Origin of the sequence: Micromonospora sp. NPDC004540 (genome assembly GCF_040610095.1) — a bacterium.
Classification (GTDB): domain Bacteria; phylum Actinomycetota; class Actinomycetes; order Mycobacteriales; family Micromonosporaceae; genus Micromonospora.
Genome location: NZ_JBEXLR010000062.1, coordinates 1 through 21,516 on the forward strand (window position 1 = coordinate 1; position 21,516 = coordinate 21,516).

At 73.5% G+C, this 21,516-nt stretch carries 24 protein-coding genes; 8 read left to right on the plus strand and 16 right to left on the minus strand.

Annotated features, from left to right (window positions below):
* Positions 1–54: 54 nt before the first annotated feature.
* Together ABZV78_RS20325 and ABZV78_RS20330 are read right to left on the minus strand one after the other, a co-directional pair.
* On the minus strand, positions 55–858 hold the full coding sequence (locus ABZV78_RS20325; RefSeq protein WP_355640669.1) for an ABC transporter permease: 804 nt from the start codon (positions 856–858) through the stop codon (positions 55–57).
* Positions 855–1,814: an ATP-binding cassette domain-containing protein gene (locus ABZV78_RS20330; RefSeq protein WP_355640671.1), complete on the minus strand. Its 960-nt coding sequence runs from the start codon at positions 1,812–1,814 to the stop codon at positions 855–857. The genes ABZV78_RS20325 and ABZV78_RS20330 overlap by 4 nt, the downstream gene beginning before the upstream one ends.
* A gap of 72 nt (positions 1,815–1,886) precedes the next feature.
* Between ABZV78_RS20330 and ABZV78_RS20335 the strand changes: the two genes are divergently transcribed.
* A complete protein-coding gene (locus tag ABZV78_RS20335) occupies positions 1,887–2,675 on the plus strand; it encodes a TetR/AcrR family transcriptional regulator (RefSeq protein WP_355640673.1) in 789 nt (262 codons plus the stop codon).
* 10 nt (positions 2,676–2,685) lie between these two features.
* On the plus strand, positions 2,686–3,195 hold the full coding sequence (def, locus tag ABZV78_RS20340) for a peptide deformylase (protein ID WP_189196132.1): 510 nt from the start codon (positions 2,686–2,688) through the stop codon (positions 3,193–3,195).
* Between the two features lie 186 nt (positions 3,196–3,381).
* Here the strand turns inward: def and ABZV78_RS20345 are convergent, their stop codons facing one another.
* Together ABZV78_RS20345 and ABZV78_RS20350 are read right to left on the minus strand one after the other, a co-directional pair.
* Complete coding sequence (locus tag ABZV78_RS20345; RefSeq protein WP_355640675.1) at positions 3,382–4,155, minus strand: GNAT family N-acetyltransferase; 774 nt, start codon at positions 4,153–4,155, stop codon at positions 3,382–3,384.
* Between the two features lie 32 nt (positions 4,156–4,187).
* Positions 4,188–4,961 carry a TSUP family transporter gene (locus ABZV78_RS20350; protein ID WP_355640677.1) on the minus strand — a complete coding sequence of 258 codons (774 nt, stop codon included), beginning with the start codon at positions 4,959–4,961 and terminating at the stop codon, positions 4,188–4,190.
* 185 nt (positions 4,962–5,146) lie between these two features.
* Here ABZV78_RS20350 and ABZV78_RS20355 point away from each other — a divergent pair, with 185 nt between their 5' ends.
* Complete coding sequence (locus ABZV78_RS20355) at positions 5,147–5,926, plus strand: endonuclease/exonuclease/phosphatase family protein (protein ID WP_355640679.1); 780 nt, start codon at positions 5,147–5,149, stop codon at positions 5,924–5,926.
* Between the two features lie 9 nt (positions 5,927–5,935).
* Here ABZV78_RS20355 and ABZV78_RS20360 read toward each other — a convergent pair whose 3' ends face one another.
* The 3 genes from ABZV78_RS20360 to ABZV78_RS20370 form a co-directional block, all read right to left on the minus strand.
* On the minus strand, positions 5,936–6,817 hold the full coding sequence (locus ABZV78_RS20360; protein WP_355640681.1) for a tetrahydrofolate dehydrogenase/cyclohydrolase catalytic domain-containing protein: 882 nt from the start codon (positions 6,815–6,817) through the stop codon (positions 5,936–5,938).
* Between the two features lie 94 nt (positions 6,818–6,911).
* Positions 6,912–7,934: a hypothetical protein gene (locus ABZV78_RS20365; RefSeq protein ID WP_355640683.1), complete on the minus strand. Its 1,023-nt coding sequence runs from the start codon at positions 7,932–7,934 to the stop codon at positions 6,912–6,914.
* 18 nt (positions 7,935–7,952) lie between these two features.
* On the minus strand, positions 7,953–8,960 hold the full coding sequence (locus ABZV78_RS20370) for a tyrosine-type recombinase/integrase (protein WP_355640685.1): 1,008 nt from the start codon (positions 8,958–8,960) through the stop codon (positions 7,953–7,955).
* A gap of 95 nt (positions 8,961–9,055) precedes the next feature.
* Here ABZV78_RS20370 and ABZV78_RS20375 point away from each other — a divergent pair, with 95 nt between their 5' ends.
* The gene (locus tag ABZV78_RS20375; protein WP_355640687.1) at positions 9,056–9,931 is read left to right on the plus strand and encodes an aminoglycoside phosphotransferase family protein; all 876 of its coding nucleotides are present in this window, start codon (positions 9,056–9,058) and stop codon (positions 9,929–9,931) included.
* A 70-nt stretch (positions 9,932–10,001) separates the two neighbouring features.
* Here ABZV78_RS20375 and ABZV78_RS20380 read toward each other — a convergent pair whose 3' ends face one another.
* On the minus strand, positions 10,002–10,442 hold the full coding sequence (locus ABZV78_RS20380; protein WP_355640689.1) for a nuclear transport factor 2 family protein: 441 nt from the start codon (positions 10,440–10,442) through the stop codon (positions 10,002–10,004).
* 51 nt (positions 10,443–10,493) lie between these two features.
* On the minus strand, positions 10,494–11,411 hold the full coding sequence (locus ABZV78_RS20385) for an RNA polymerase sigma-70 factor (protein ID WP_355640691.1): 918 nt from the start codon (positions 11,409–11,411) through the stop codon (positions 10,494–10,496).
* 166 nt (positions 11,412–11,577) lie between these two features.
* On the opposite strand from ABZV78_RS20385, the gene ABZV78_RS20390 reads away from it, so the two are divergent.
* A complete protein-coding gene (locus tag ABZV78_RS20390; protein WP_355640693.1) occupies positions 11,578–12,063 on the plus strand; it encodes a carboxymuconolactone decarboxylase family protein in 486 nt (161 codons plus the stop codon).
* Between the two features lie 103 nt (positions 12,064–12,166).
* On the opposite strand, the gene ABZV78_RS20395 is transcribed toward ABZV78_RS20390, so the two are convergent.
* From ABZV78_RS20395 to ABZV78_RS20420, 6 genes are all read right to left on the minus strand, one after another.
* On the minus strand, positions 12,167–14,542 hold the full coding sequence (locus ABZV78_RS20395) for an excinuclease ABC subunit UvrA (protein WP_355640695.1): 2,376 nt from the start codon (positions 14,540–14,542) through the stop codon (positions 12,167–12,169).
* 80 nt (positions 14,543–14,622) lie between these two features.
* On the minus strand, positions 14,623–15,033 hold the full coding sequence (locus ABZV78_RS20400; protein ID WP_355640697.1) for a VOC family protein: 411 nt from the start codon (positions 15,031–15,033) through the stop codon (positions 14,623–14,625).
* A 5-nt stretch (positions 15,034–15,038) separates the two neighbouring features.
* The gene (locus tag ABZV78_RS20405; protein WP_355640699.1) at positions 15,039–15,488 is read right to left on the minus strand and encodes a helix-turn-helix transcriptional regulator; all 450 of its coding nucleotides are present in this window, start codon (positions 15,486–15,488) and stop codon (positions 15,039–15,041) included.
* 48 nt (positions 15,489–15,536) lie between these two features.
* Positions 15,537–16,481 carry a TerC family protein gene (locus ABZV78_RS20410; protein ID WP_355640701.1) on the minus strand — a complete coding sequence of 315 codons (945 nt, stop codon included), beginning with the start codon at positions 16,479–16,481 and terminating at the stop codon, positions 15,537–15,539.
* 139 nt (positions 16,482–16,620) lie between these two features.
* A complete protein-coding gene (gene pdxY, locus ABZV78_RS20415; RefSeq protein WP_355640703.1) occupies positions 16,621–17,472 on the minus strand; it encodes a pyridoxal kinase PdxY in 852 nt (283 codons plus the stop codon).
* Positions 17,473–17,506: 34 nt separating this feature from the next.
* The gene (locus tag ABZV78_RS20420) at positions 17,507–18,079 is read right to left on the minus strand and encodes a GNAT family N-acetyltransferase (protein WP_355640705.1); all 573 of its coding nucleotides are present in this window, start codon (positions 18,077–18,079) and stop codon (positions 17,507–17,509) included.
* A gap of 181 nt (positions 18,080–18,260) precedes the next feature.
* On the opposite strand from ABZV78_RS20420, the gene ABZV78_RS20425 reads away from it, so the two are divergent.
* Positions 18,261–19,679 (plus strand): OFA family MFS transporter, encoded by a 1,419-nt coding sequence (locus ABZV78_RS20425; RefSeq protein ID WP_355640707.1) that lies wholly within the window; start codon positions 18,261–18,263, stop codon positions 19,677–19,679.
* The gene (locus tag ABZV78_RS20430; protein ID WP_355640709.1) at positions 19,676–19,801 is read left to right on the plus strand and encodes a hypothetical protein; all 126 of its coding nucleotides are present in this window, start codon (positions 19,676–19,678) and stop codon (positions 19,799–19,801) included. Before ABZV78_RS20425 ends, ABZV78_RS20430 begins: the two co-directional genes overlap by 4 nt.
* Before the next feature lie 52 nt (positions 19,802–19,853).
* Here the strand turns inward: ABZV78_RS20430 and ABZV78_RS20435 are convergent, their stop codons facing one another.
* Positions 19,854–20,582, minus strand: coding sequence for an SDR family oxidoreductase (locus tag ABZV78_RS20435; RefSeq protein ID WP_355640711.1), 729 nt, complete (start codon positions 20,580–20,582; stop codon positions 19,854–19,856).
* 78 nt (positions 20,583–20,660) lie between these two features.
* Between ABZV78_RS20435 and ABZV78_RS20440 the strand changes: the two genes are divergently transcribed.
* Positions 20,661–21,503: a patatin-like phospholipase family protein gene (locus tag ABZV78_RS20440; protein WP_355640713.1), complete on the plus strand. Its 843-nt coding sequence runs from the start codon at positions 20,661–20,663 to the stop codon at positions 21,501–21,503.
* Positions 21,504–21,516 lie beyond the last annotated feature (13 nt).

Sequence of the window (21,516 nt, forward strand, 5' to 3'; positions counted from 1 at the left end):
CGACCACCACGGGCGACGCCACCACCGGCGGCCTGAGCACCCCGCCCGGCGCGGTCACCGGCCCAGGCGCTGCCAGCGGCGCACGGACAGCGGCAGGAACACGGCGACCAGCAGCAGCGGCCAGGCCACCGCCAGGGCCACGGCGTGCTCGGCGGGCCACGAGCCGGCGCCCCAGCCGGGGTTGCCGAACAGGTCCCGGGCGGCGGCGACGGTGGCCGACAGCGGGTTCCAGGCGGCGACTGCGGCGAGCCAGCCCGGCATGGTGGCCGGGGCGACGAACGCGTTGGAGGCGAAGCCCAGCGGCCAGACCAGGATCTGCAGCGCGGCGACCGTCTCGGGGCGGCGCAGCAGCAGCGCCAGGTACACCCCGAGCCAGATCATCGCGAAGCGCAGGAACAGCAGCAGCGCCACGGCGGCCAGCGCGCGCAGCGGGCCGCAGTGCGGCTGCCAGCCGATCAGCACGCCGCAGCCGAGCACCACGGCGAGGGCGGCCGCGGAGTGCAGCAGATCGGCCACGGCCCGGCCGGTGACCACCGCGGCGCGGCTCATCGGCAACGACCGGAACCGGTCGGTCACGCCCCGCGCGCTGTCCACCGCCACCGCCGTGTAGGTGGTCTCGACGCCGAAGAGCATGGTCATGGCCACCATGCCGGGCAGCAGGAACTCCCGGTAGTCGGCGCCGTCGGGCAGTGCCATGGCGCCGCCGAACAGGTAGCCGAACATCAGCAGCAGCAGGACGGGGAAGAGCAGGCCCACCAGCACGTCGCCGGGGCGGCGCGCCCAGTGGGCGAGGGTGCGGCCGGTCAGGGTGGCGGTGTCGGCGACGGCCCAGCGGGCGCGCAGCGGCAGGACGGTCACGCGGGCACCTCCGTGCGGGCGTCGGTGAGGTGCAGGAACACCTCGTCGAGGGTGGGTCGGCGTACCGCCACGTCGCCGGCGCGCAGGCCGGCGGCCTCCACGGCGCGCAGCACCGCGGCGAGCGCGGCGACCCGGTCGGTGACCGGGACGCTGAGCCGCAGCGCGGCGCGGTCCACGGTGGGCGCGGCGCCGGTGGCGGCGGTGACCGCCGCCGCGGCCGGGGCCAGGTCGTCGGGGTGGTGCAGCACCACGTCGATCCGCTCGCCGCCGAGGGTCGACTTCAGGTCCTCCGGGGTGCCGGCCGCGGTCACCCGGCCGTGGTCGAGCACCCGCACGCTGTCAGCGAGCCGGTCGGCCTCCTCCAGGTACTGGGTGGTCAGCAGCACGGTGGCGCCGCCGCCCACCAGGGCGCGGACGGCGTCCCAGACGTCGCTGCGGGCGCGCGGGTCCAGGCCGGTGGTGGGTTCGTCGAGGAACAGCACCGGCGGGTCGACGATCAGCGCGGCGGCCAGGTCCAGCCGGCGGCGCATCCCGCCGGACCAGGTGGCCACCGGCCGGTCGGCGGCCGCGGCGAGGTCGAAGCGGTGCAGCAGGTCGTCGGCGCGGGCCGCCGCCCGGGCCGGGGAGAGGTGGTGCAGCCGGCCGAACAGCACCAGGTTCTGCCGGCCGCCGAGGATCTCGTCGACCGCCGCGTGCTGGCCGACCAGGCCCAGGTGCGCGCGGGCCCGGTCGGCCTGTCGGCGCACGTCGTACCCGGCGACCCGGGCCACCCCGGCGTCGGCGCGCAGCAGGGTGGTCAGGATGCGGACCAGGGTGCTCTTGCCGGCCCCGTTCACCCCGAGCACCGCGCAGACCGTGCCGGCCGGCACGGCCAGGTCGACCCCGTCCAGGGCGACCAGGTCGCGGTAGCGCTTGCGCAGCCCCTCCGCCTCGATCGCCGGTCCGTCCCGTCGCATCGCCGCCTCCGATCGTCGTCCGGTACGCCGTACCGTACACCATACGAGAAGGTGGGTCGGTACAGTCGGCGGGTGACCACCGAGTACAGCGGCACCGGGGACCCGGCGCGCAGCCTCGCCCTGCTCTGGCGTACCCGGGAGAAGGTCAGCCGCAAGGGCGGCGACCTGTCCGTGGAGCGGATCGTGCGCGCGGCCATCGAGGTCGCCGACGCCGAGGGGCTGGCCGCGCTGTCCATGCGCCGGGTCGCCGAGCGGCTCGGGGTGGGCACCATGACCCTCTACACCCACGTGCCGGGCAAGGGCGAACTGCTCGACGTCATGCTCGACACGGTCTACGGCGAGACCGCCCGCCCCGACGAGGTGCCGGGCGGCTGGCGGGGCCGGCTGGCCCAGATCGCGCGGGAGAACTTCGCCCTCTACCTGCGCCACCCGTGGCTGTTGCAGGTCGCCACCACCCGCCCGCCGCTGGGCCCGAACCTGATCGCCAAGTACGAGTACGAGTTGCGCGCCGTCGACGGGATCGGCCTGACCGACCTGGAGATGGACGCCGTGGTCACCCTGGTCACCGGCTACGTGCACGGCGCGGCCCGCCCCGCCGTGGAGGCGGCCCAGGCCAGCCGGGACACCGGGATGACCGAACAGCAGTGGTGGCACGCGCACGCCCCGTACCTGGAGAAGGTGCTCGACCCGGCCCGGTTCCCGCTCGCCTCCCGGGTGGGCACCACCGCCGGCCAGGAGTACCAGGCCGCCGGGGACCCGGCCCGGGCCTTCGAGTTCGGGCTGGCCCGCCTGCTCGACGGCATCGAGGTCCTGGTCCGCGACCGGGCGGGTGCGGCACCAGCCGGCGTAACGGGCGGATAGCCTTCCGGGCATGACTATGCGCCCGATCCGGATCATCGGCGACCCCGTGCTGCGCACCCCGTCGGAGCCGGTGACCAGTTTCGACGCCGAGCTGCGCGCGCTCGTGCAGGACCTCATGGACACGCTGCTCGGCGCGCCCGGCCGGGCCGGGGTGGCCGCCCCGCAGATCGGGGTGAACGCGCAGGTGTTCGTCTACGACGCCGACGGGCACCGCGGTCACCTGATCAACCCGACGCTGGAGCTGTCCGAGGAGCGTCAGGACGACGAGGAGGGCTGCCTGTCCATCCCCGGGCTGTACTTCCCGACGCCGCGCGCCATGCACGCCACCGCGCACGGCTTCGACCAGCACGGCCAGCCGCTGACCATCGCCGGCAGCGGGTTCCTGGCCCGCGCCCTGCAGCACGAGACCGACCACCTGCACGGCCGCCTGTACGTGGACACGCTGCGCGGCGACACCCGCCGGCGGGCGCTGCGGGAGATCCGCGCCGGCCGGTTCGACTCGCCCAGCCGGGGCCGCTGACCGCGACGTGCGGGGGCGGCCGGCACACCGGCCACCCCCGCACGTCGGTCGCGACGGGTCACTTCGGCCTCGAAGGCAGACGCTAGGGGCTGGGCCACGCCGGGCCGGTCAGACACAAGCCCAGGTCAGGGTCGGGTTGTTGACCCAGCGTGGCGGCTGGACAGGCCAGACTGAGCGGTCCGGCGGTCACGGAAGGCGGTGCAGCGCGCACTCGGTGAAGTCGGCGACCCGGGTGAACCCCAGCCGTTCGTAGAGGCGTACCGCGGGGACGTTGTCGGCCTTGACGTTGAGCGTCACGTGGTCGACGGTGGCCCGCAGCCCGGCGCACAGTGCGGCCACGGCCGCCCCGGCCAGGCCCCGCCCCCGGGCGTCCGGGTGGGTGGTCACGTTGCCCAGGGCGGCCACCCGCCACGTCGGCGACCACACGTGCACCCCGGCCACCGCGACCAGCCGCCCGGCCTCCCGCACCCCCACGTACCGGCCGGTGTCCAGCATCCGCGGGTCGAACCAGTTGCCCGGGTACGCGGCGGTGTACAAATCGAGCAGCTCCGGCAGGTCGGCGCGGCCCAGCGGCTCCCCGGCCGGGGGCACCGCGGCCAGCCGCGCCGGGTCGGTCAATGCCATCCGGTGGTGCACGGCGGCGTCGGAGACCGCGTACCAGCGGGCCATCGTGGCGTCCAGGCCGGGGGAGAGGTGCGCCCACAGTCGGGCCGGCAACACCGGCGCCGCCTCGGCCAGCAGCGCCGCCAGGTCCGCGGCGCGCTCCGGCGGCGCGAACGCCAGCAGCGTGGGCAGCTCGACACCGTGGTAGAGCAGCACCACCTGGTCGCCGCAGCGATACCACGAGGTGTACGGCCAGAAGAAGTCGTCCAGGTCACCCAGCTGGTACGCGTGCAGCACCGGATCCCGGGCCAGCAGCTCGGCGAGGACGGCGCGGTCGTGTTCGGCGCGGACGGGCACCCGCCGATGATCACACGACGGCGGTCAACCCCTCACGCCGCCACCCACTGGTCGTAGCCCAGCTTGCCCACCAGCGCCAGCACCACGACCAGCAGCACCACCCGCACGAAACCCGAACCGCGCCGCAACGCCATCCGCGCGCCCAACGCCGCCCCCGCCACATTGCACACCGCCATCGCCGCGCCCAGCAGCCACCACACGTGCCCGGTCGCCGCGAACACCACCAGCGCCCCCAGGTTCGTGCCCGCGTTGACCACCTTCGCCATCGCCGAGGCGTGCACGAAATCCGACCCCACCAGCGCGGTGAACGCCAACACCAGGAACGTGCCCGTGCCCGGGCCGATCAACCCGTCGTACAGGGCGATGCCCAGCCCGGCCACCGCCACGGCCGTCACCACCCGCACCGGCGTACGCCGCTCCGGATACGACACCACGCCCAGCCGCGGCCGGGTCAGCACGAACACCGCCACCGACACCAGCACCACCAGCACCACCGGCCGGTACGCCCCCGCCGGCACCGCCCCCGCCAGGGCCGCGCCCAACCCGGCCGTCAGCACCGCCAACCCCGCCGCCGGACCCGCCACCGCCCAGTCCAGCTTCGTACGCCGCGCGTAGGTCAGCGCCGCCGTCGACGTACCGAAGATCGCCGCCAGCTTGTTCGTGCCCAACGCCGTCGCCACCGGCACCCCCGGCGCGCCCAGCAGCAGCGCCGGCAACAGCAACAGACCACCGCCGCCCACCACGGCGTCCACCCAGCCCGCCAGGGCGGCCGCGCTCAACAGGGTCGTCAGCGACAGAGGATCCACGGGCGGCCATTCTGCCCACCCCCACCGCCCGACGAGACCCCCTGTGGCCAGCCTCACCGCAGCTCAACGCCCCCGGCGCCGCCGCAACCACAACCCCACCGACGCCACCGCCACGAACACCAGCATCGAACACAGCAACGCCTTCAGCACCCGGCAAGCCTGCCACGCGGACGTAGGGTGTGCAGGTGCGCCTGGCCACCTTCAACCTGCTGCACGGCCGGTCCCTCACCGACGGACTCGTCGACCCCGACCGGCTCGCCGCCGCCGTCACCACGCTCGACGCCGACGTGCTCGCCCTGCAGGAGGTCGACCACGACCAGTCCCGCAGCGGCAACCTCGACCTCACCGCCATCGCCGCCCGCGCCCTCGACGCCCCCGAACACCGCTTCGCCGCCGCCGTCGTCGGCACCCCCGGCGAACAGTTCCGCCCCCTCACCCACGACGACGACGGCCACGGCGAACCCCTCTACGGCATCGGCCTGGTCAGCCGTTACCCGGTCCGCTCCTGGCAGGTCACCCGCCTGCGACCCGCCCCCGTCCGGTCACCGATCTACGTCCCCGGCCCCGGCGGCGGGCTGGTCCTGCTCCGCGACGAACCCCGCGTCGTGCTCGCCGCCGTCCTCGACACCCCGCACGGGCCGCTCACCGTCGCCGCCACCCACCTGTCCTTCGTGCCCGGCTGGAACATGCTGCAACTACGCCGCGTCGTGCGCGCCCTGCGCACGCTGCCCGCCCCACGGATCCTCCTCGGCGACCTCAACCTGCCCGCCGGACCCGCCGCCCTGCTGTCCCGCTGGCGACCGCTCGGCCGCCGCCCCACCTACCCGGCCGGACAACCCCGGGTGCAGCTCGACCACATCCTCGCCGACCGGCGCGGCCTCGACCGGCTGCCCCCGGTCACCGCCGTCGACACCCCGCTGTCCACCATCTCCGACCACCGGCCGCTCCTGGTCGACCTCGGCTGACGAGGGCCCTCAACCCAGCCCGGACGCCCGCTGCGCCGCGCGCACCGCGTTACGGAACAACATCGCCACCGTCGTCGGACCCACCCCGCCGACCCGCGGCGTGATCGCCCCCGCCACCTCGGCACACGACTCGTCCACGTCCGGCAGCAGCCGCCGCCCCTCGTACCGCACCCCGCCGCCGACCACCACGCCACCCGGACGCACGTGCTCCGGCTGGATGATCCCCGGCACCCCGGCCGCCGCCACCAGGATCTCCGCCCGCCGCGTGTACCGCGGCCAGTCCGGCACCCCCGTGTGCACCACCGTCACCGCCGCGTTCGCCGTCGGCCGCTTCTGCGCCAGCAGCATCGCCAACGGCCGGCCCAGCGTGGCGCCCCGACCCAGGATCACCACCTCCCGGCCCGCCACCGGCACCCCGTGGAACGCCAACAACGCCTCGATCCCCGCCGGCGTGCACGGCAGCGGACCCGGCAACCCCAACGCCAACCGGCCCATGTTCACCGGATGCATCCCGTCCACGTCCTTGTCCGGGTCCAGCTCCGCCAGCGCCCGGTCGTAGTCCAGGTGCCCCGGGATCGGATACTGCACCAGCACCCCGTGCACGGCCTTGTCCGCGTTGAAATCCGCCAGCACCGCGTGCAGATCCGCCTGCGACGCCGACGCCCGCAGATGCACGTGCGGCGACACGAAACCCAGCTCCGCCGCCTGCCGCTGCTTGATCCGGATGTAACCCGCGCTCGCGTCGTCGTCGCCCACCAGCACCGTCGCCAACGCCGGCGTGACCCCCGCCGCCCGCAGCGCCACCACCGACTCGGCGACCTCCGCCAACACCCGCTCCGCCACCGGCGCACCCGGCAGCAGCCGCGCCGTCGTCGTGCCCGAAGAAGACATGCCGCACCCCGCACGCGGAGGCCCAGGCGGTCGACCCCCGCGACGAGCTCCCCGATGGTTGCCCATCCTCCGTGCCGCCAGTCGCGTTCACCCCTCAGCCTGCCACAGCGCGCTCCGCGACCGCATCCGCCACCGCCTGCCACCGCGGCAACGACCCCAACAACGCCGCCGCCCGCCGGCGCCGGTCCGCCGCCGACACCACCTGAAGATCCGCCACCGCCGCCTCGAACGCCGGCCGCAACACCCGCTCCCGCCCCGGCGCGTCGGCCGCCAGCACCGCGTGACACCGGGCGTACGTCACCACGACCCAGAACATCGCCTCCCGGTGCGCGCCCGCCGCCACCAACTCCGCGCTCCCGTCCAGCACCACCGGCCGCCCCGCCGACAGGTCCGCACGGAACGGAAACGGGGTACGCGCCACCCGCGCCGCCTCGTCGAACGCCACCGCCAACCCGGCCAGGTGCTCCCGCACCCGACCCGGACCCACCCCGCCACCGTCCAGCGACGCCAGCAACTCCTCGTACCGGTCACCGAACCCGTGCGCGGCCAGCACCTCCCGCGCCCGCACGTACCGCCGCCGCACCGTCGGATCCCGCAACCCCGCCACCGCCGGCAGCACCGCCAGCACCGACGTGGGGAACACCCACGCCAGCACCTGCTCGGCCAGCGACGCCCGCTCGTCCAGCCGGGCCAACCCGTCCTCGATCCGCCGCCGCACCCCGGCACACCGCCGCCGCACCCACGCCGGATCCGCGAAGCCCGCCGCCACCCGCTCCCGGACCGCCGCCAGCCGGCCCGACGGGTCCGCGATCACGGTGTCGGTCCGGAACATCGGCGCGAACACCCACGACCCCAGCACGTCCTCCGGCGACCCCAACTCCGCCCAGGTCAGCGCCGAGACCTCCAACAGCACCCCACGGTGAACGAACTTGCCCACCTTCGCCGCCGGGGCGTCCCGCACCAGCAGCACGTCCACGTCCGACCACGACGGCAGCACCGCATCGTCCGGCAGGTCCACCGTCGACCCGCTGAAGAACGCACCCCCGGTCGACGGGTCCCGGCGCATCTCCTCGCGCACCCACTCGACCGCCACCGCCCGCGCCGCACCCACCCGCATCCCGACCATGCTGCCCGCTCAGGGCGCCTCCCGCCGCACCACCAGACCCGCCAGGGCGCGGTTCGTGCGGTTCGACGCCACCGCCGCGCGCTGCTGACCCGCCGTCACCTCGATGTACGTCTGCGACGACGCCAACGACGCGTGCCCCAGCAACCGCATGATCTCCGCCGCGCTCGCCCCGTCCTCCGCCAACCGGGTCGCGAACGTGTGCCGCAACGCGTGCAACCGCGCGCCCCGCGGCACCCGGTCCCCGATCCCCGCCCGCCGGTAACACGACTCCACCAGATACTGCAGGCCACCCCGCCGCAGCGGCTCACCCCGCCGGTCCACCAGCAGCGGCGAGTCCGGCCGGACGCTGCGCGACCCGAACCGCCGCCGCCGACTGTCCAGGTAGTCCGCCAGCACCCGGTCCACACCCGCCTCGATCGGCACCGTCCGCGGCCGCCCGCCCTTGCCCGCCACGTCCACCCGGCGCTCACCGGGCCGGCCGGCCACCGACGCCACCCGCAGCGCCAGCAGCTCCGACAGGCGCAGCCCCGCGCACAGCGCCAACGCCAGCACGGCCAGGTCCCGCTCCGGCCACGGGTCGCGCTGCCGGCCGTCCTCCCGGGCCACCGCGGCCAGCAGTTCCTCCGGGGTGTCCTCGCCCCGCAGCGGCTTGGGCCGGGGGAGCGGGGTGCGGGGCCGCCCCACCGCCGGCATCGGATTGCCGGGTACGACGCCCTCGGCGACCAGGAACGTGAAGAAGCTGTTCCAGGTGGACCAGGCACGGTGGACCGAGGCGGCGGCGCGGGGAGCGGCGAACCGGGCGAACGCCGCGCGCATGACCCGGGGGGACAGGGCGGTGACCGGGAGCCGGTCGAGGGGGAGGGGAGTGGTCGCGTCGTCCGCCGTCACCAGGCTTGCCACAGTGGTCAGGTCCCGCCGGTAGGCCGCCAGGGTGTGCGGGGAGGGCTTCCGGGTGGCCCGGGCGGTCAGGAACTCCTCGATCAACCGCCCCACCGGTTCGTCCGGTTTGTCATGCATAAGGCATATTATGCATGATTTTCGCGTTCCCGCCAGCGGCCGGATCTGGGGGAGCGAGCCCGGAAACCACTTGCCGTGGCACGCAGACTGGGTCCGTGGTGGACATCGACGAAGAACTGGTACGCCGGCTCGTCGCCGCGCAGTTCCCGCGATGGGCGCACCTGCCGGTGAGCGCCGTGACCCGGCAGGGGTGGGACAACCGGACCTTCCGCCTCGGCGACGACCTCGTCGTACGGCTGCCCAGCGCCGAGGGCTACGTGCCCGGCGTCGCCAAGGAGGACCGCAACCTGCCGGCGCTGGCCCGCCACCTGCCGCTGCCCGTACCCGAACCGGTGGCCACCGGCGCGCCCGGCGCCGGCTACCCGTACCCCTGGTCGGTGCGGCGCTGGCTGCCCGGCGAGACCCTCGAGGCCGCCGGGGAGGTCGACCGGTCGGCCGTGGCGCGCGACCTCGGCGCGTTCCTGACCGCGCTGAGGCGGGCGCCCACGTCCGGCGGTCCGGCGGCCGGACGGCACTCCTGCTTCCGGGGCTGCCACCCCAGCACCTACGGCGACGAGGTCGAACAGGCCCTGGACGTGCTGCGGGGGCGGGTGGACGCGGCCGCCTGCCGGGACGTGTGGGCGCGGGCGCTGACCTCGGCCTGGGCGGCGGCGCCGGTCTGGTTCCACGGCGACGTGGCGGTCGGCAACCTGCTCGTCTCCGATGGGCGGCTGTCGGCGGTCATCGACTTCGGCACCTGCGGCGTCGGAGACCCGGCCTGCGACCTCGTGCCGGCGTGGACCTGGTTCGCCGGGGCGGAGCGCACGCTGTTCCGGGAGGCGGCCGGCCTGCCCGACGACGCCTGGCACCGCGCCCGCGGCTGGGCGCTGTGGAAGGCGCTCATCCAGCTGGCCCGCGCGGCCGACCGCGACGAGCACGAACAGCAGGTGCGGGTCCTGGCGGCGGTCCTCACCGATCCGGTGGTGGCGTGACGCCGGGGAGGGCCGGAACCTGCTTACTTGACATAATGTACATTATCGACTCTGGGGGTGAGGCGGCCGGTCAGGGCTGGAGGTCGAGCACGCCCTTGCCGCTGCGGATGTCGAGCGGCACCGAGACCTGGTCGTGCGCGATCAGCCAGGTCCCGTCGATCTTCTGGAAGCAGAAGGTGGCCCTGACCCACATGCCGTTCGTCGCCGTCCCGTCCTTCAGCGTGCCGCTGAGCCGGCCGAACGCGTGTCCGAAGGCCACGTCGTCGCCGACGGTGAGGGTCAGATCCCGCAGCTCGTAGGACACGGTGTCGAAGAATGTGAACACGGCCGCCCAGTTCCTGAGCTTCGCGTCCACCCCGACATGCTGCAGCGGCGGCTCGACATCGAAGGACACCACGTCGGTCGTGTAGAGCCGCCGCAGGCCCTCGAGATCCTTGTTCTGGATTCCCTCGACGATCTTGTCGATCTGCTGACCGATCCTGGTTTCGTCTTCCTCGCGTCGCCTCGGCATCTCTCTCCTTCCATAGACCCTGACGTATCCGATACGGCCGGCTCGGCGTGTTCAGCGGCGCAGGCTGACCTCCCGCTCCATGTGGGACAGCTTGTGCGGATTGCGCACGGCGTACAGCCCGGTGACGAGCCCGTCGTCGATGCGCACCGCCAGGACGGCCTCGATCTCGTCGCCCTGCTCCATGATCAGCGCCGGGTAGCCGTTGACCTGGGCCGGCCGCAGTGACATCAGTTCGGCGATCCGGCCCAGCCCGGCGGCCAGCAGTCGGGCCACCTTGTCGGCGCCCACGACGGGCCGCGGGACGGCCTGCTTGACTCCCCCACCGTCGCCCAGGAACACGACGTCCGGGGCGAGGATGTCGAGCAGGCCCTGAAGGTCGCCCGTCTCGGTGGCCCGCTGGAACGCTTCGAGCGCGTCCCGGCTCTGGGCGGCGGACACGACCCCGCGGGGCCGGCGCGCCGCGACGTGTCCCCGGGCGCGGTGGGCGATCTGGCGGACCGTGGCGGGGCTCTTGTCGACGGCTTCGGCGATCTCGTCGTACTCCAGGTCGAACACCTCGCGCAGCACGAACACCGCCCGCTCGGTCGGTGTGAGCGTCTCCAGCACCAGCAGCATCGCCATCGAGACGCTGTCGGCCAGCTCGACGTCCTCGGCCACGTCGGGTGCGGTCAGCAGCGGCTCGGGCAGCCAGGGGCCGACGTAGGACTCCTTGCGGCGGCCGAGCGTCCGCAGCCGGGCGAGTGCCTGGCGGGTGGTGATCCGGACCAGGTACGCGCGCTGTTCCCGCACCGTGTCGAGGTCGACGCCCACCCACCGCAGCCAGGTCTCCTGCAGGACGTCCTCCGCGTCGGCGGCCGAGCCGAGCATCTCGTAGGCGACCGTGAACAGCAGGTTCCGGTGGGCGAGGAACACCTCGGTGGCGGGGTCCGCGCGGCGGTCGTCGGGTGCGGTCTGCGCCGTGCCGGCCATGGGTGGCTCCTGTTCCGTCTCGACTGTCTCCCCCATCAGATGCCGGACCGGGCCGTTGTGTGACACCGGGAGGGTGTGGCGGGCGTCACGTGGCCGTGCTGTCACGGGGTTCGGGTCGGCGGCATCTCGTGGTCGTCCGGTGCGACACCACGAGGAGGGACGAGCCATGGACGCTCGATTCGACATGTTCGCCAACGAGATCGCCGTCAAGTTCGCCAAGCGGTTCGCCAACGCCGCTCTGGTGATCCACCAGTCGCCGCTGCCGACGTCCACGCAGGAGCTGGTGTCGCTGCGCGCCAGCCAGATCAACGGCTGCGGGTGGTGCATCGACATGCACACCAAGGAGGCCGCGGCCGCCGGTGAGACGTCGGTGCGGCTCAACCTGGTCGCCGCGTGGCGCGAGTCCACCGTGTTCACCGAGGCCGAGCAGGCCGCGCTGGCGCTCGCCGAGGAGGGCACCCGGCTCGCCGACGCCCACCAGGGGGTGTCGGACGAGACCTGGGCCGCGGTGCGCAAGCACTACGACGACGACCAGATTGCCGCGCTGGTCGCCCTGGTCTCGCTGATCAACGCGGCCAACCGGATGGCCGTGATCGTGCACCAGCGTGGCGGTTCCTACGAGCCCGGCATGTTCGCGGCCGCGCTGAAGTGATCGGTGGCCCGGCGGACGGCGGCGCTCCCCCGGCGTGTCCGCCGTCGGTTCCGGCATCGGGACGGCGTGGTTCGGCGTCCACACCGTCCCGGTGCCGGCCGGGTCAGGCGACGTAGGCCGCCAGGTGTTCGCCGGTGAGGGTGGAGCGGGCGGCGACGAGGTCGGCGGGGGTGCCCTCGAAGACGATCCGGCCGCCGTCGTGGCCGGCGCCGGGGCCGAGGTCGATGATCCAGTCGGCGTGCGCCATGACCGCCTGGTGGTGCTCGATGACGATGACCGACTTGCCGGCGTCGACGAGCCGGTCGAGCAGGGCGAGCAGGTGCTCGACGTCGGCGAGGTGCAGGCCGGTGGTCGGCTCGTCGAGGACGTAGACGCCGCCGCTGGTGGCCATCTGGGTGGCCAGCTTGAGGCGCTGCCGCTCGCCGCCGGACAGCGTGGTGAGCGGCTGGCCGAGGGTGAGGTAGCCGAGGCCGACGTCGGCGAGCCGTTCGAGGATCTTGTGGGCGGCCGGGGTGCGTGCGTCGCCGGCGCCGAAGAACGTCTCGGCCTCGGTCACCGACATGGCGAGCACTTCACTGATGTCGCGGCCGCCGAGGTGGTATTCCAGCACCGATGCCTGGAACCGCTTGCCCTCGCACTCTTCGCAGGTGGTGGCGACGCCGGCCATCATGGCCAGGTCGGTGTAGATGACGCCGGCGCCGTTGCAGGTGGGGCAGGCGCCCTCGGAGTTGGCGCTGAACAGCGCCGGCTTGACGCCGTTGGCCTTGGCGAAGGCCTTGCGGATCGGGTCGAGCAGGCCGGTGTAGGTGGCCGGGTTGCTGCGCCGGGAGCCGCGGATGGCGCTCTGGTCGACCGTCACCACCCCGTCGCGCCCGGACACCGAGCCGTGGATCAGTGAGCTCTTGCCGGAGCCGGCGACGCCGGTGACGACGACCAGGACGCCGAGCGGGATGTCGACGTCGACGTCGCGCAGGTTGTGGGTGCCGGCGCCGCGTACCTCCAGCGCGCCGGTGGGCGTCCGCAGCGACGGCTTCAGACGAGCCCGGTCGTCCAGGTGCTGCCCGGTGAGCGTGCCGCTGGCCCGCAGGCCCTCCACGGTGCCCTCGAAGACCACTTCACCACCGGCGGTGCCGGCCCCGGGGCCGAGGTCGACCACGTGGTCGGCGATGGCGATCGCCTCCGGCTTGTGCTCCACGACCAGCACGGTGTTGCCCTTGTTGCGCAGTTGCCGCAGCAGGTCGTTCATCCGCTGGATGTCGTGGGGGTGCAACCCGATGGTGGGCTCGTCGAAGACGTAGGTCACGTCGGTGAGCGAGGAGCCGAGGTGGCGGATCATCTTGGTGCGCTGTGCCTCCCCGCCCGACAGCGTTCCGGACGGCCGGCTGAGGGAGAGGTAGCCCAGCCCGATCTCGACGAACGAGTCGAGGGTGTGCTGCAGCTTCGCCAGCAGCGGGGCCACCGACGGCTCGTCGAGGCCGCGTACCCAGGCGGCGAGGTCGCTGATCTGCATGGCGCACGCGTCGGCGATGCTGATCCCGCTGATCTTCGACGAGCGGGCCGCCTCGCTGAGCCGGGTGCCCTCGCAGTCGGGGCAGGTGGTGAAGGTGACGACCCGTTCCACGAAGGCGCGGATGTGCGGCTGCATCGAGTCGACGTCCTTGGCCAACATCGACTTCTGGATCTTCGGGATCAGGCCCTCGTACGTCAGGTTGATGCCCTCGACCTTGATCTTGACCGGCTCCTTGTGGAGCAGGTCGTGTAGTTCCTTCTTGGTGAACTTGCGGATCGGCTTGTCCGGGTCGAAGAAGCCGCAGCCGCTGAAGATGCGGCCGTACCAGCCGTCCATGCTGTAGCCGGGGATGGTGAGCGCACCCTCGTTGAGCGACTTGCTGTCGTCGTACAGCTGGGTCAGGTCGAAGTCGGTGACCGAGCCCGTGCCCTCGCAGCGCGGGCACATGCCCCCGGTGATGCTGAAGCTGCGGCGCTCCTTGACGGTCTGTCCGGCGCGCTCGACGGTGACCGCGCCGGCGCCGCTGATCGAGGCGACGTTGAAGGAGAACGCCTGGGCCGAGCCGATGTGGGGCTGGCCGAGCCGGCTGAAGAGGATGCGCAGCATGGCGTTGGCGTCGGTGACGGTGCCGACGGTGGAGCGGGGGTTGCCGCCCATCCGCTCCTGGTCGACGATGATCGCGGTGGTCAGCCCGTCGAGGACGTCGACCTCGGGCCGGGCCAGCGTCGGCATGAAGCCCTGCACGAAGGCGCTGTAGGTCTCGTTGATCAGCCGCTGTGACTCGGCGGCGATGGTGCCGAACACCAGGGAGCTCTTGCCCGAGCCGGAGACGCCGGTGAACACGGTCAGCCGGCGCTTGGGGATCTCGATGCTGACGTCCTTGAGGTTGTTCTCGCGGGCGCCCTGCACGCGGATCAGGTCGTGGGTGTCGGCCACGTGCTGCTCGGGCGACCGGGTGTCCGTCGTCATCGTGTCTCCATCTGTCCCGTGGGCCGCCGTCGCGGCCTCCGTCGGCGTCGGGCTCGATCTGACCATGTGCGTCCGACAGGTCAGCGCAGCTCCTTGATGCGGATCAGGTTGCCCGCCGGGTCGCGGAAGGCGCAGTCGCGGACGCCGTAGGGCTGCTCGATGGGCTCCTGGACCACCTCGGCGTCGCTGGCCTGGAGCTTCTCGAAGGTGCCGTCGAGGTCTGGGGTGGCCAGCAGGATCCAGCCGTAGGTGCCCTTGGCCATCATCTCGACGATGGTACGGCGCTCGTCGTCGGTGATGCCGGGGTCGACGGCCGGCGGGGCGAGCAGGATCGACGTGCCGGGCTGCCCGGCGGGGCCGACCGTGATCCAGCGCATCCGGCCCTGTCCGACGTCGTTGCGGACCTCGAACTCCAGGACGTCGCGGTAGAAGGCCAGGGAGGCCTCGGGGTCGTCGTGCGGGAGGAAGACGGTGTCAATGGTGATGTCCATGGCAGTCAGGCTAGGTGCGGCCCGACGGCGGGCGCTTCTCGATTCCTGATCGGTCTGGTCACCTGTTTCGCCAGGCAGGGCGGCAGCTCACCGGCGCCGCCGGCCGCGCGAGCCCGGTAGGTGCTCGGCGGTATGCCGACCAGCTCGGTGAAGCGGGTGCTGAAGGTGCCCAGCGACGAGCAACCGACCGCGAAACAGACTTCGGTGACGCTGAGGTCGCCGCGACGCAGCAGCGCCATGGCCCGCTCGATGCGGCGGGTCATGAGATAGGCGTACGGGGACTCGCCGTAGGCCTGCCGGAACTGGCGGCTGAGGTGCCCGGCCGACATGTGCGCGCCGCGGGCGAGCGCCTCGACGTCCAGCGGCTGTGCGTACTCCCGGTCGATCCGGTCGCGGACGCGGCGCAGCCGGGCGAGGTCGCGCAGGTGCTGCGCGGACGCGGGACTGCTGGTCACCTGCCGAATGGTGTCACGGCGCCGCCGGGTTTCCCAGCGCGGCGCTCGCTACCGGGCTCGGATGTCCCGGCGGGCGGTCACCGCGCTCCAGGTGATGGCGGTGGCGAGGGTGAGCACCACCACGGCGAGGGTGAGCCAGACCGGCAGCTTGCCCACGGGGGTCTCGGCGAGGATCAGTTTCACCCCGGCGAAGGCGAGCAGCACGGCCAGGCCGTAGCGCAGGTAGCCGAAGTGCCGCAGCAGGCCGGCCAGGCAGAAGTACAGGCTGCGCAGCCCGAGCACGGCGAAGGCGTTCGCCGTCCAGACCAGGAACGTGTTGGTGGTGATGGCCAGGATCGCGGCGACCGAGTCGATCGCGAAGACGACGTCGGTGGCCTCGATCGCCACCAGCGCGACCAGCAGCACGGTGCCCACGCGGCGGCCGTCGACCCGGACGGTGAAGCGGCCGTCGTGGTAGCGGGGCTCGGTGGGCACCAGCCGGCGGAAGAGCCGGACGGCGATGTTGCGGTCGGGGTCGACGTCCGGTTCGCCGCGGACCGCGAGGCGCCAGCCCGTCCAGACCAGGAACGCACCGAGCACGAGGCCGGCCCAGGTCAGCCGGTCCAGCAGCTGCGCGCCGGCGAAGATGAAGACCAGCCGGAATCCGAGCGCCCCGAGCACTCCCCAGAACAGCACCTTGTGCTGGTATTCGGCGGGCACCCGGAAGTATCCGAACAGCAGTGCGAAGACGAACACGTTGTCGACCGACAGCGCCTTCTCCAGCAGGTAGCCGGAGTAGTAGGCCACTGCCGGTCCGCTGCCGCGCCAGAGCCAGATGACCAGGCCGAAGGCGACCCCGGCGGTGATCCACGCCGCGCTCCAGAGCAGCGCCTCGCGCAGGTCGATGACGTGGTGGTCGCGGTGGGAGAACACGTCGACGGCGAGCATGACGGCGATGATCGCGGCGACGGCCACCCAGGCCCAGGCCGGCGCCGCGAACGTGGTCTCGTCCATCCGGCGTCCTCCGCATCCGCCCGAGGGCGGGGCCGGGCGCGACGTGCCGGCCCGTACGCGCGGCGGCGGGACCGGACTGCGTCGCCCCCGAGCCTAGGCGAGCCGCCGGTGGGGAGACGGCGGTCCGGCGAAGTCCACCTCAGCGAAGCCGGCGGGCGCCGAACCGGGTGGGCGGGTCGGCGATGGCGTCCTGGGCGGCGACGAGTTGCAGCTCCCGGGTGCCCGCCGCGAGGGTGGCCTCGAGGACGGCGTAGATGGAGTTGGTGGTGCGTTCCAGCGCCGTCTCGGGTGACCCGGTCGTGGCCAGGTGGGCCAGGTACAGCGCGGCGGTGACGTCGCCGCCGCCGTTGGGGCTGATCGGCAGCAGCGGGGTGGTGACCGCCCACGCGCCCTCGTCGGAGACGGCGACGACCTCCAGCGACCCGGCGGGGACGTCGCCGTGCAGCACGCTGGTGACCAGCACGTGCCGGGGTCCGGTGTCCCGGACGACGTCGACGGCGGCGAGCAGGTCGTCCAGGGTGTCGGTGCCGCGGCCGGCGAGGAACTCCAGCTCGAACTGGTTCGGGGTGACGATGTCCGCGCGGGGCACGACGGTGTCGCGCAGGTACTCCGGGATGCCCGGCCGGACGAACATGCCGCGGCCGACGTCGCCCATCACCGGGTCGCAGCAGTACAGGGCGTCCGGGTTGGCCGCCTTCACCCGCGCGACGGCGTCGAGGATCACCGCGCCCATGGCCGGGTCGCCCTGGTAGCCGGAGAGCACCGCGTCGGCGGTGCCGAGGACGCCGCGGTCCTCGATGCCGGCGATCACCTCGGCGACGTCGGCCGGGGGCAGCAGCGGCCCGCGCCAGGCGCCGTACCCGGTGTGGTTGGAGAAGTGCACGGTCAGCACCGGCCAGACCTCGTGCCGGAGCCGCTGCAGCGGGAAGACGGCGGCCGAGTTGCCGACGTGGCCGTAGGCGACCGAGGACTGGATGGACAGGATCTTCACCGGCTCATCGTCGCATTCGCCGCCGCGGTGCTGGTCAGGTGTCGGTACGGAGGCGGGCATGCAGGTGCATGTCGTGCCAGCCGTCGGTGTGCCGGGCGGCGCCGCGGTTGGTGCCCTCGGCGGTGAGGCCGGCCCGTTCGGCGACCCGGCAGGAGGCCGGGTTGGCGGTGGAGTGGCGCAGCCAGACGCGGTGCAGGCCGAGCCCGTCGAAGCCGAAGGCGGTGAGGGCGGTCAGCGCGCGGGCGGCGACGCGGCGGCCGCGGGCGGCGGGCAGCACCCAGTACGACACCTCGGCCTCGGCCTCGGGCAGGTCGACGGCGCGCAGGCTGATCTGGCCGAGCACGCCGGTGTCGTCGGTGACGGCCCAGCCGGCGCCGGTCTCCTGCCGCCAGCGTCGCGGCCAGGAGTCGATCCAGTCGCGGGCCTCGTCGTCGGTCATGGCGCGGCAGTGCCAGCGGCGGATGGCGGGGTCAGCGTATGCGGCGACGACGGCGGGCCGGTCGTCGGGTCGCCAGGGGCGCAGGAGCAGGTCGCCGGCGTCGAGGTCGGGTTGGGGCCTTCCGGCGAGGGCGCCGGGGCGCAGGGCGGGGGTGGTGAGCAGCGGCATGCGTTCATGATCCGCCACGACGGGCGGTGAGCGCGGAGCGACGTCGGGTGCGGGGCTCCGAGCCGGGTCGACCGCTCGGCTCAGCGTTTCGACCGTCGGGCGCGTGACGGGTTTCGCCGCAAGGCCCGGCAGGGGCATGAACGGGTGAGTTTCTCGCCATTCTTCCGGAGAGGAAGCAATCATGCTTTCCGCACTCGATCGTCGGCACACCGTCGCGCCGCCGGGCTACAGCCGCTGGCTGATACCGCCCGCCGCGCTGGCGATCCATCTCTGCATCGGGCAGGTCTACGCCACCAGCGTGTACAAGAACTCCCTGATCGCGCACTTCGACACGGGCCAGACGGCGATCGGGGTGATCTTCAGCATCGCGATCGTGATGCTGGGGTTGTCGGCCGCGGTGGCGGGCACGTGGGTGGAGGCGAACGGACCGCGCAAGGCGATGTTCGTCTCGGCCTGTTTCTGGGCGGCGGGCTTCCTGGTCGGCGCGCTGGGCATCGCGACGAAGCAGCTGTGGCTGCTGTATCTGGGGTACGGGGTGCTGGGCGGGATCGGGCTGGGGATCGGCTACATCTCCCCCGTCTCCACGTTGATCAAGTGGTTCCCCGACCGGCCGGGGCTGGCGACCGGGTTGGCGATCATGGGGTTCGGTGGTGGGGCCATGGTGGCCTCTCCCCTGTCCCGGCAGTTGCTGTCGTTCTACGACTCGGGGTACGACCCGGCGAACGCGGGTTCGACGGCGTCGGGCAGCGCGCTGGTGTGGCTGTTCCTGACGCTGGGCGTCGGCTACTTCGTGATCATGATGTTCGGGGTGTTCAACGTGCGGGTGCCGGCGGCCGACTGGCGGCCGGCCGGGTTCGACCCGGCGCGGGTGGCGGCGAAGCCGCTGGTGACCACGGCGAACGTGTCGGCGGCGAACGCGGTGAAGACCCGGTCGTTCTGGCTGCTGTGGGTGGTGCTGTTCTGCAACGTGACGGCGGGGATCGGGATCCTGGAGCAGGCGAGCCCGATGATCCAGGACTTCTTCCGGGACAACGGGACCTCGGCGGTGTCGGTGGCGGCGGCCGGCGGGTTCGTGGGGCTGCTGTCGCTGTTCAACATGGCGGGCCGGTTCGTGTGGTCGTCGACGTCGGACGTGATCGGCCGCAGGCCGATCTACATGCTCTACCTGGGTGTGGGCATGGCGCTGTACGTGCTGCTGGCCCTGTTCGGGCAGACGGCGACGGCGCTGTTCGTGCTGCTGGCGTGCGTGATCCTGTCGTTCTACGGCGGCGGGTTCGCCACGGTGCCGGCGTACCTGCGGGACCTGTTCGGCACGTTCGAGGTGGGCGCGATCCACGGTCGGTTGCTCACGGCGTGGTCGGCGGCCGGGGTGGCCGGCCCGCTGATCGTGAACGCGTTCCTGGACGCGCAGGGCAAGCCGGGCACGTTGACGGCGGCGGCGTACCGGCCGGCGCTGTTCACGATGGTCGGGGTGCTGGCGGTCGGTTTCGTGGCGAACCTGTTGATCCGGCCGGTGCCGGAGCGGTTCCACGAGCCGGCGTCGGGCCGGGACGGTGTCGAGGATGCGCAGCCGGTGGCGGCGGAGAGGAGCGGATCGTGAACGAGCGGATCGGTGGCGGGCAGCGGGTCCGCCTGGTGGTGTCGTGGGTCGTGGTGTCGGCGCTGCTGGGATACGGGGTGGTGCAGACGGTGATCACGGCGGCGAAGCTGTTCACCCACTAGGAGCGAGTACGGCAGCGGCCCGGGGATCACTCTCCCCCGGGCCGCTGCCGGGTCAGAGGCCGCCGGCGATGCGCAGGACGGCGCCGGTGGTGTAGGTGGCGTCGGGGCCGAGGAGGAACGCGATGGCGCCGGCGACCTCGTCGGGTTCGCCGGCGCGGCCCAGCGGGATGCGCCCGGCCGCCGTGTCGGGACGGTCGGGCGCGCCGGACAGGGCGTGGATGTCGGTGCGGATGATCCCCGGGGCGACGGCGTTGACCCGGATGCCCCGGGGGGCGAGTTCCTTGGCGAGACCGACGGTGAGGGTGTCGGTGGCGGCCTTGACGGCGGCGTAGTGGATGTATTCGCCGGGGCTGCCGAGGGTGGCGGCGGCCGAGGAGACGTTGACGATGGCGCCGCCGTGGGTCATCCGGCGGGCGGCCTGCTGGGCGCAGAGGACGTAGCCGACGAGGTTGACGTCGACGACCTGGCGCAGGTCGGCGACGCGCAGGTCGGCGAAGGGCCCGATCGGGCTGGTGATGCCGGCGTTGTTGACCAGGCCGGTGAGCCGGCCCAGCGCGGCGGCGGCGTCGAAGAGGCGCTGGACCTGGTCGGGATCGGTGGTGTCGGCGGGGACGGCGACGCCGCGGCGGCCGGCGGCCTGCACGTCGGCGAGGACGGTCTCGGCGGCGGCGTGGTCGCTGCGGTAGCCGATGACGACGTCGTGGCCGGCGGCGGCGAGACGGCGGGCGGTGGCCGCGCCGATGCCGCGCCCTCCACCGGTGACGATGGTGACGGAGGTCAATGTAATCTCCCCTGCCCTGCTGGTGGCGCTGACGTTACCGTGATCGGCGTGGGACCCGGACGGAGAGGACGGTCACACATGACGCGGGCGCTGGTGCTGGGTGGCGGTGGGGTGACCGGGGTGGCCTGGGAGTTGGGGCTGCTGGCCGGGCTGGCGGCGCGGGGGCTGGACCTCACCGGGGCGGAGCTGGTGGTGGGCACCTCGGCGGGCTCGGTGGTGGGCGCGCAGGTGTGCGGGGGCACACCGGTCGAGGACCTGTACGCGGCGCAGTTGCGCCCGGCCCACGGTGAGCTGGCGGCCCGCCTGGGCGTGGCGGTGCTGGCGCGCTGGGCGTGGGCGGGCACCCGGGGTCGGGACGCGGTGCGGGCGCGGGCCCGGGTCGGTGCGATGGCCCTGGCGGCGCGTACCCCGTCGGAGGAGTCGCGGCGGGCGGTCATCGCGGCGCGGTTGCCGGTGGCGCAGTGGCCGACGCGGCGGCTGCTGGTGACGGCCGTGGACGCGGCCTCGGGTGAGTTCGTGGTCTTCGACGCGGGCTCCCAGGTGGCGCTGGTGGACGCGGTGGGGGCCAGCTGCGCGGTGCCCGGGGTGTGGCCGCCGGTGACCATCGGCGGCCGCCGGTACGTCGACGGCGGGGTGCGCTCGGCGGTGAACGCGGACCTGGCGCGGGGCGCGCGGCGGGTGGTGGTGCTGGCGCCGACGCGGGCCGGGTTCGGGCCGATGCCGCGGCTGTCGGCGCAGGTCGCGGAGTTGCGGTCGGCGGGCGCGCGGGTGGCCGTGGTGTCGCCGGACCGGGCGGCGCGGGCGGCGATCGGGCGCAACGTGCTGGATCCGGCGCGGCGCGCGGCGTCGGCGCGGGCCGGGTTCGCGCAGGCGGCCGCGGTGGCCGAGGAGGTGGCAGCCGTCTGGGTGGCCGGGGGTTGATCTTCCGGGTGTC

Coding starts and splice junctions, on each gene's coding strand:
- ABZV78_RS20330 (WP_355640671.1), bottom strand. CDS start 1,814: ATGCGACGGGACGGACCGGCGATCGAGGCGGAGGGGCTGCGCAAGCGC.
- def (WP_189196132.1), top strand. CDS start 2,686: ATGACTATGCGCCCGATCCGGATCATCGGCGACCCCGTGCTGCGCACC.
- ABZV78_RS20360 (WP_355640681.1), bottom strand. CDS start 6,817: ATGTCTTCTTCGGGCACGACGACGGCGCGGCTGCTGCCGGGTGCGCCG.
- ABZV78_RS20365 (WP_355640683.1), bottom strand. CDS start 7,934: ATGCGGGTGGGTGCGGCGCGGGCGGTGGCGGTCGAGTGGGTGCGCGAG.
- ABZV78_RS20370 (WP_355640685.1), bottom strand. CDS start 8,960: ATGCATGACAAACCGGACGAACCGGTGGGGCGGTTGATCGAGGAGTTC.
- ABZV78_RS20380 (WP_355640689.1), bottom strand. CDS start 10,442: ATGCCGAGGCGACGCGAGGAAGACGAAACCAGGATCGGTCAGCAGATC.
- ABZV78_RS20385 (WP_355640691.1), bottom strand. CDS start 11,411: ATGGCCGGCACGGCGCAGACCGCACCCGACGACCGCCGCGCGGACCCC.
- ABZV78_RS20390 (WP_355640693.1), top strand. CDS start 11,578: ATGGACGCTCGATTCGACATGTTCGCCAACGAGATCGCCGTCAAGTTC.
- ABZV78_RS20395 (WP_355640695.1), bottom strand. CDS start 14,542: ATGACGACGGACACCCGGTCGCCCGAGCAGCACGTGGCCGACACCCAC.
- ABZV78_RS20400 (WP_355640697.1), bottom strand. CDS start 15,033: ATGGACATCACCATTGACACCGTCTTCCTCCCGCACGACGACCCCGAG.
- ABZV78_RS20410 (WP_355640701.1), bottom strand. CDS start 16,481: ATGGACGAGACCACGTTCGCGGCGCCGGCCTGGGCCTGGGTGGCCGTC.
- ABZV78_RS20420 (WP_355640705.1), bottom strand. CDS start 18,079: ATGCCGCTGCTCACCACCCCCGCCCTGCGCCCCGGCGCCCTCGCCGGA.
- ABZV78_RS20425 (WP_355640707.1), top strand. CDS start 18,261: ATGCTTTCCGCACTCGATCGTCGGCACACCGTCGCGCCGCCGGGCTAC.
- ABZV78_RS20440 (WP_355640713.1), top strand. CDS start 20,661: ATGACGCGGGCGCTGGTGCTGGGTGGCGGTGGGGTGACCGGGGTGGCC.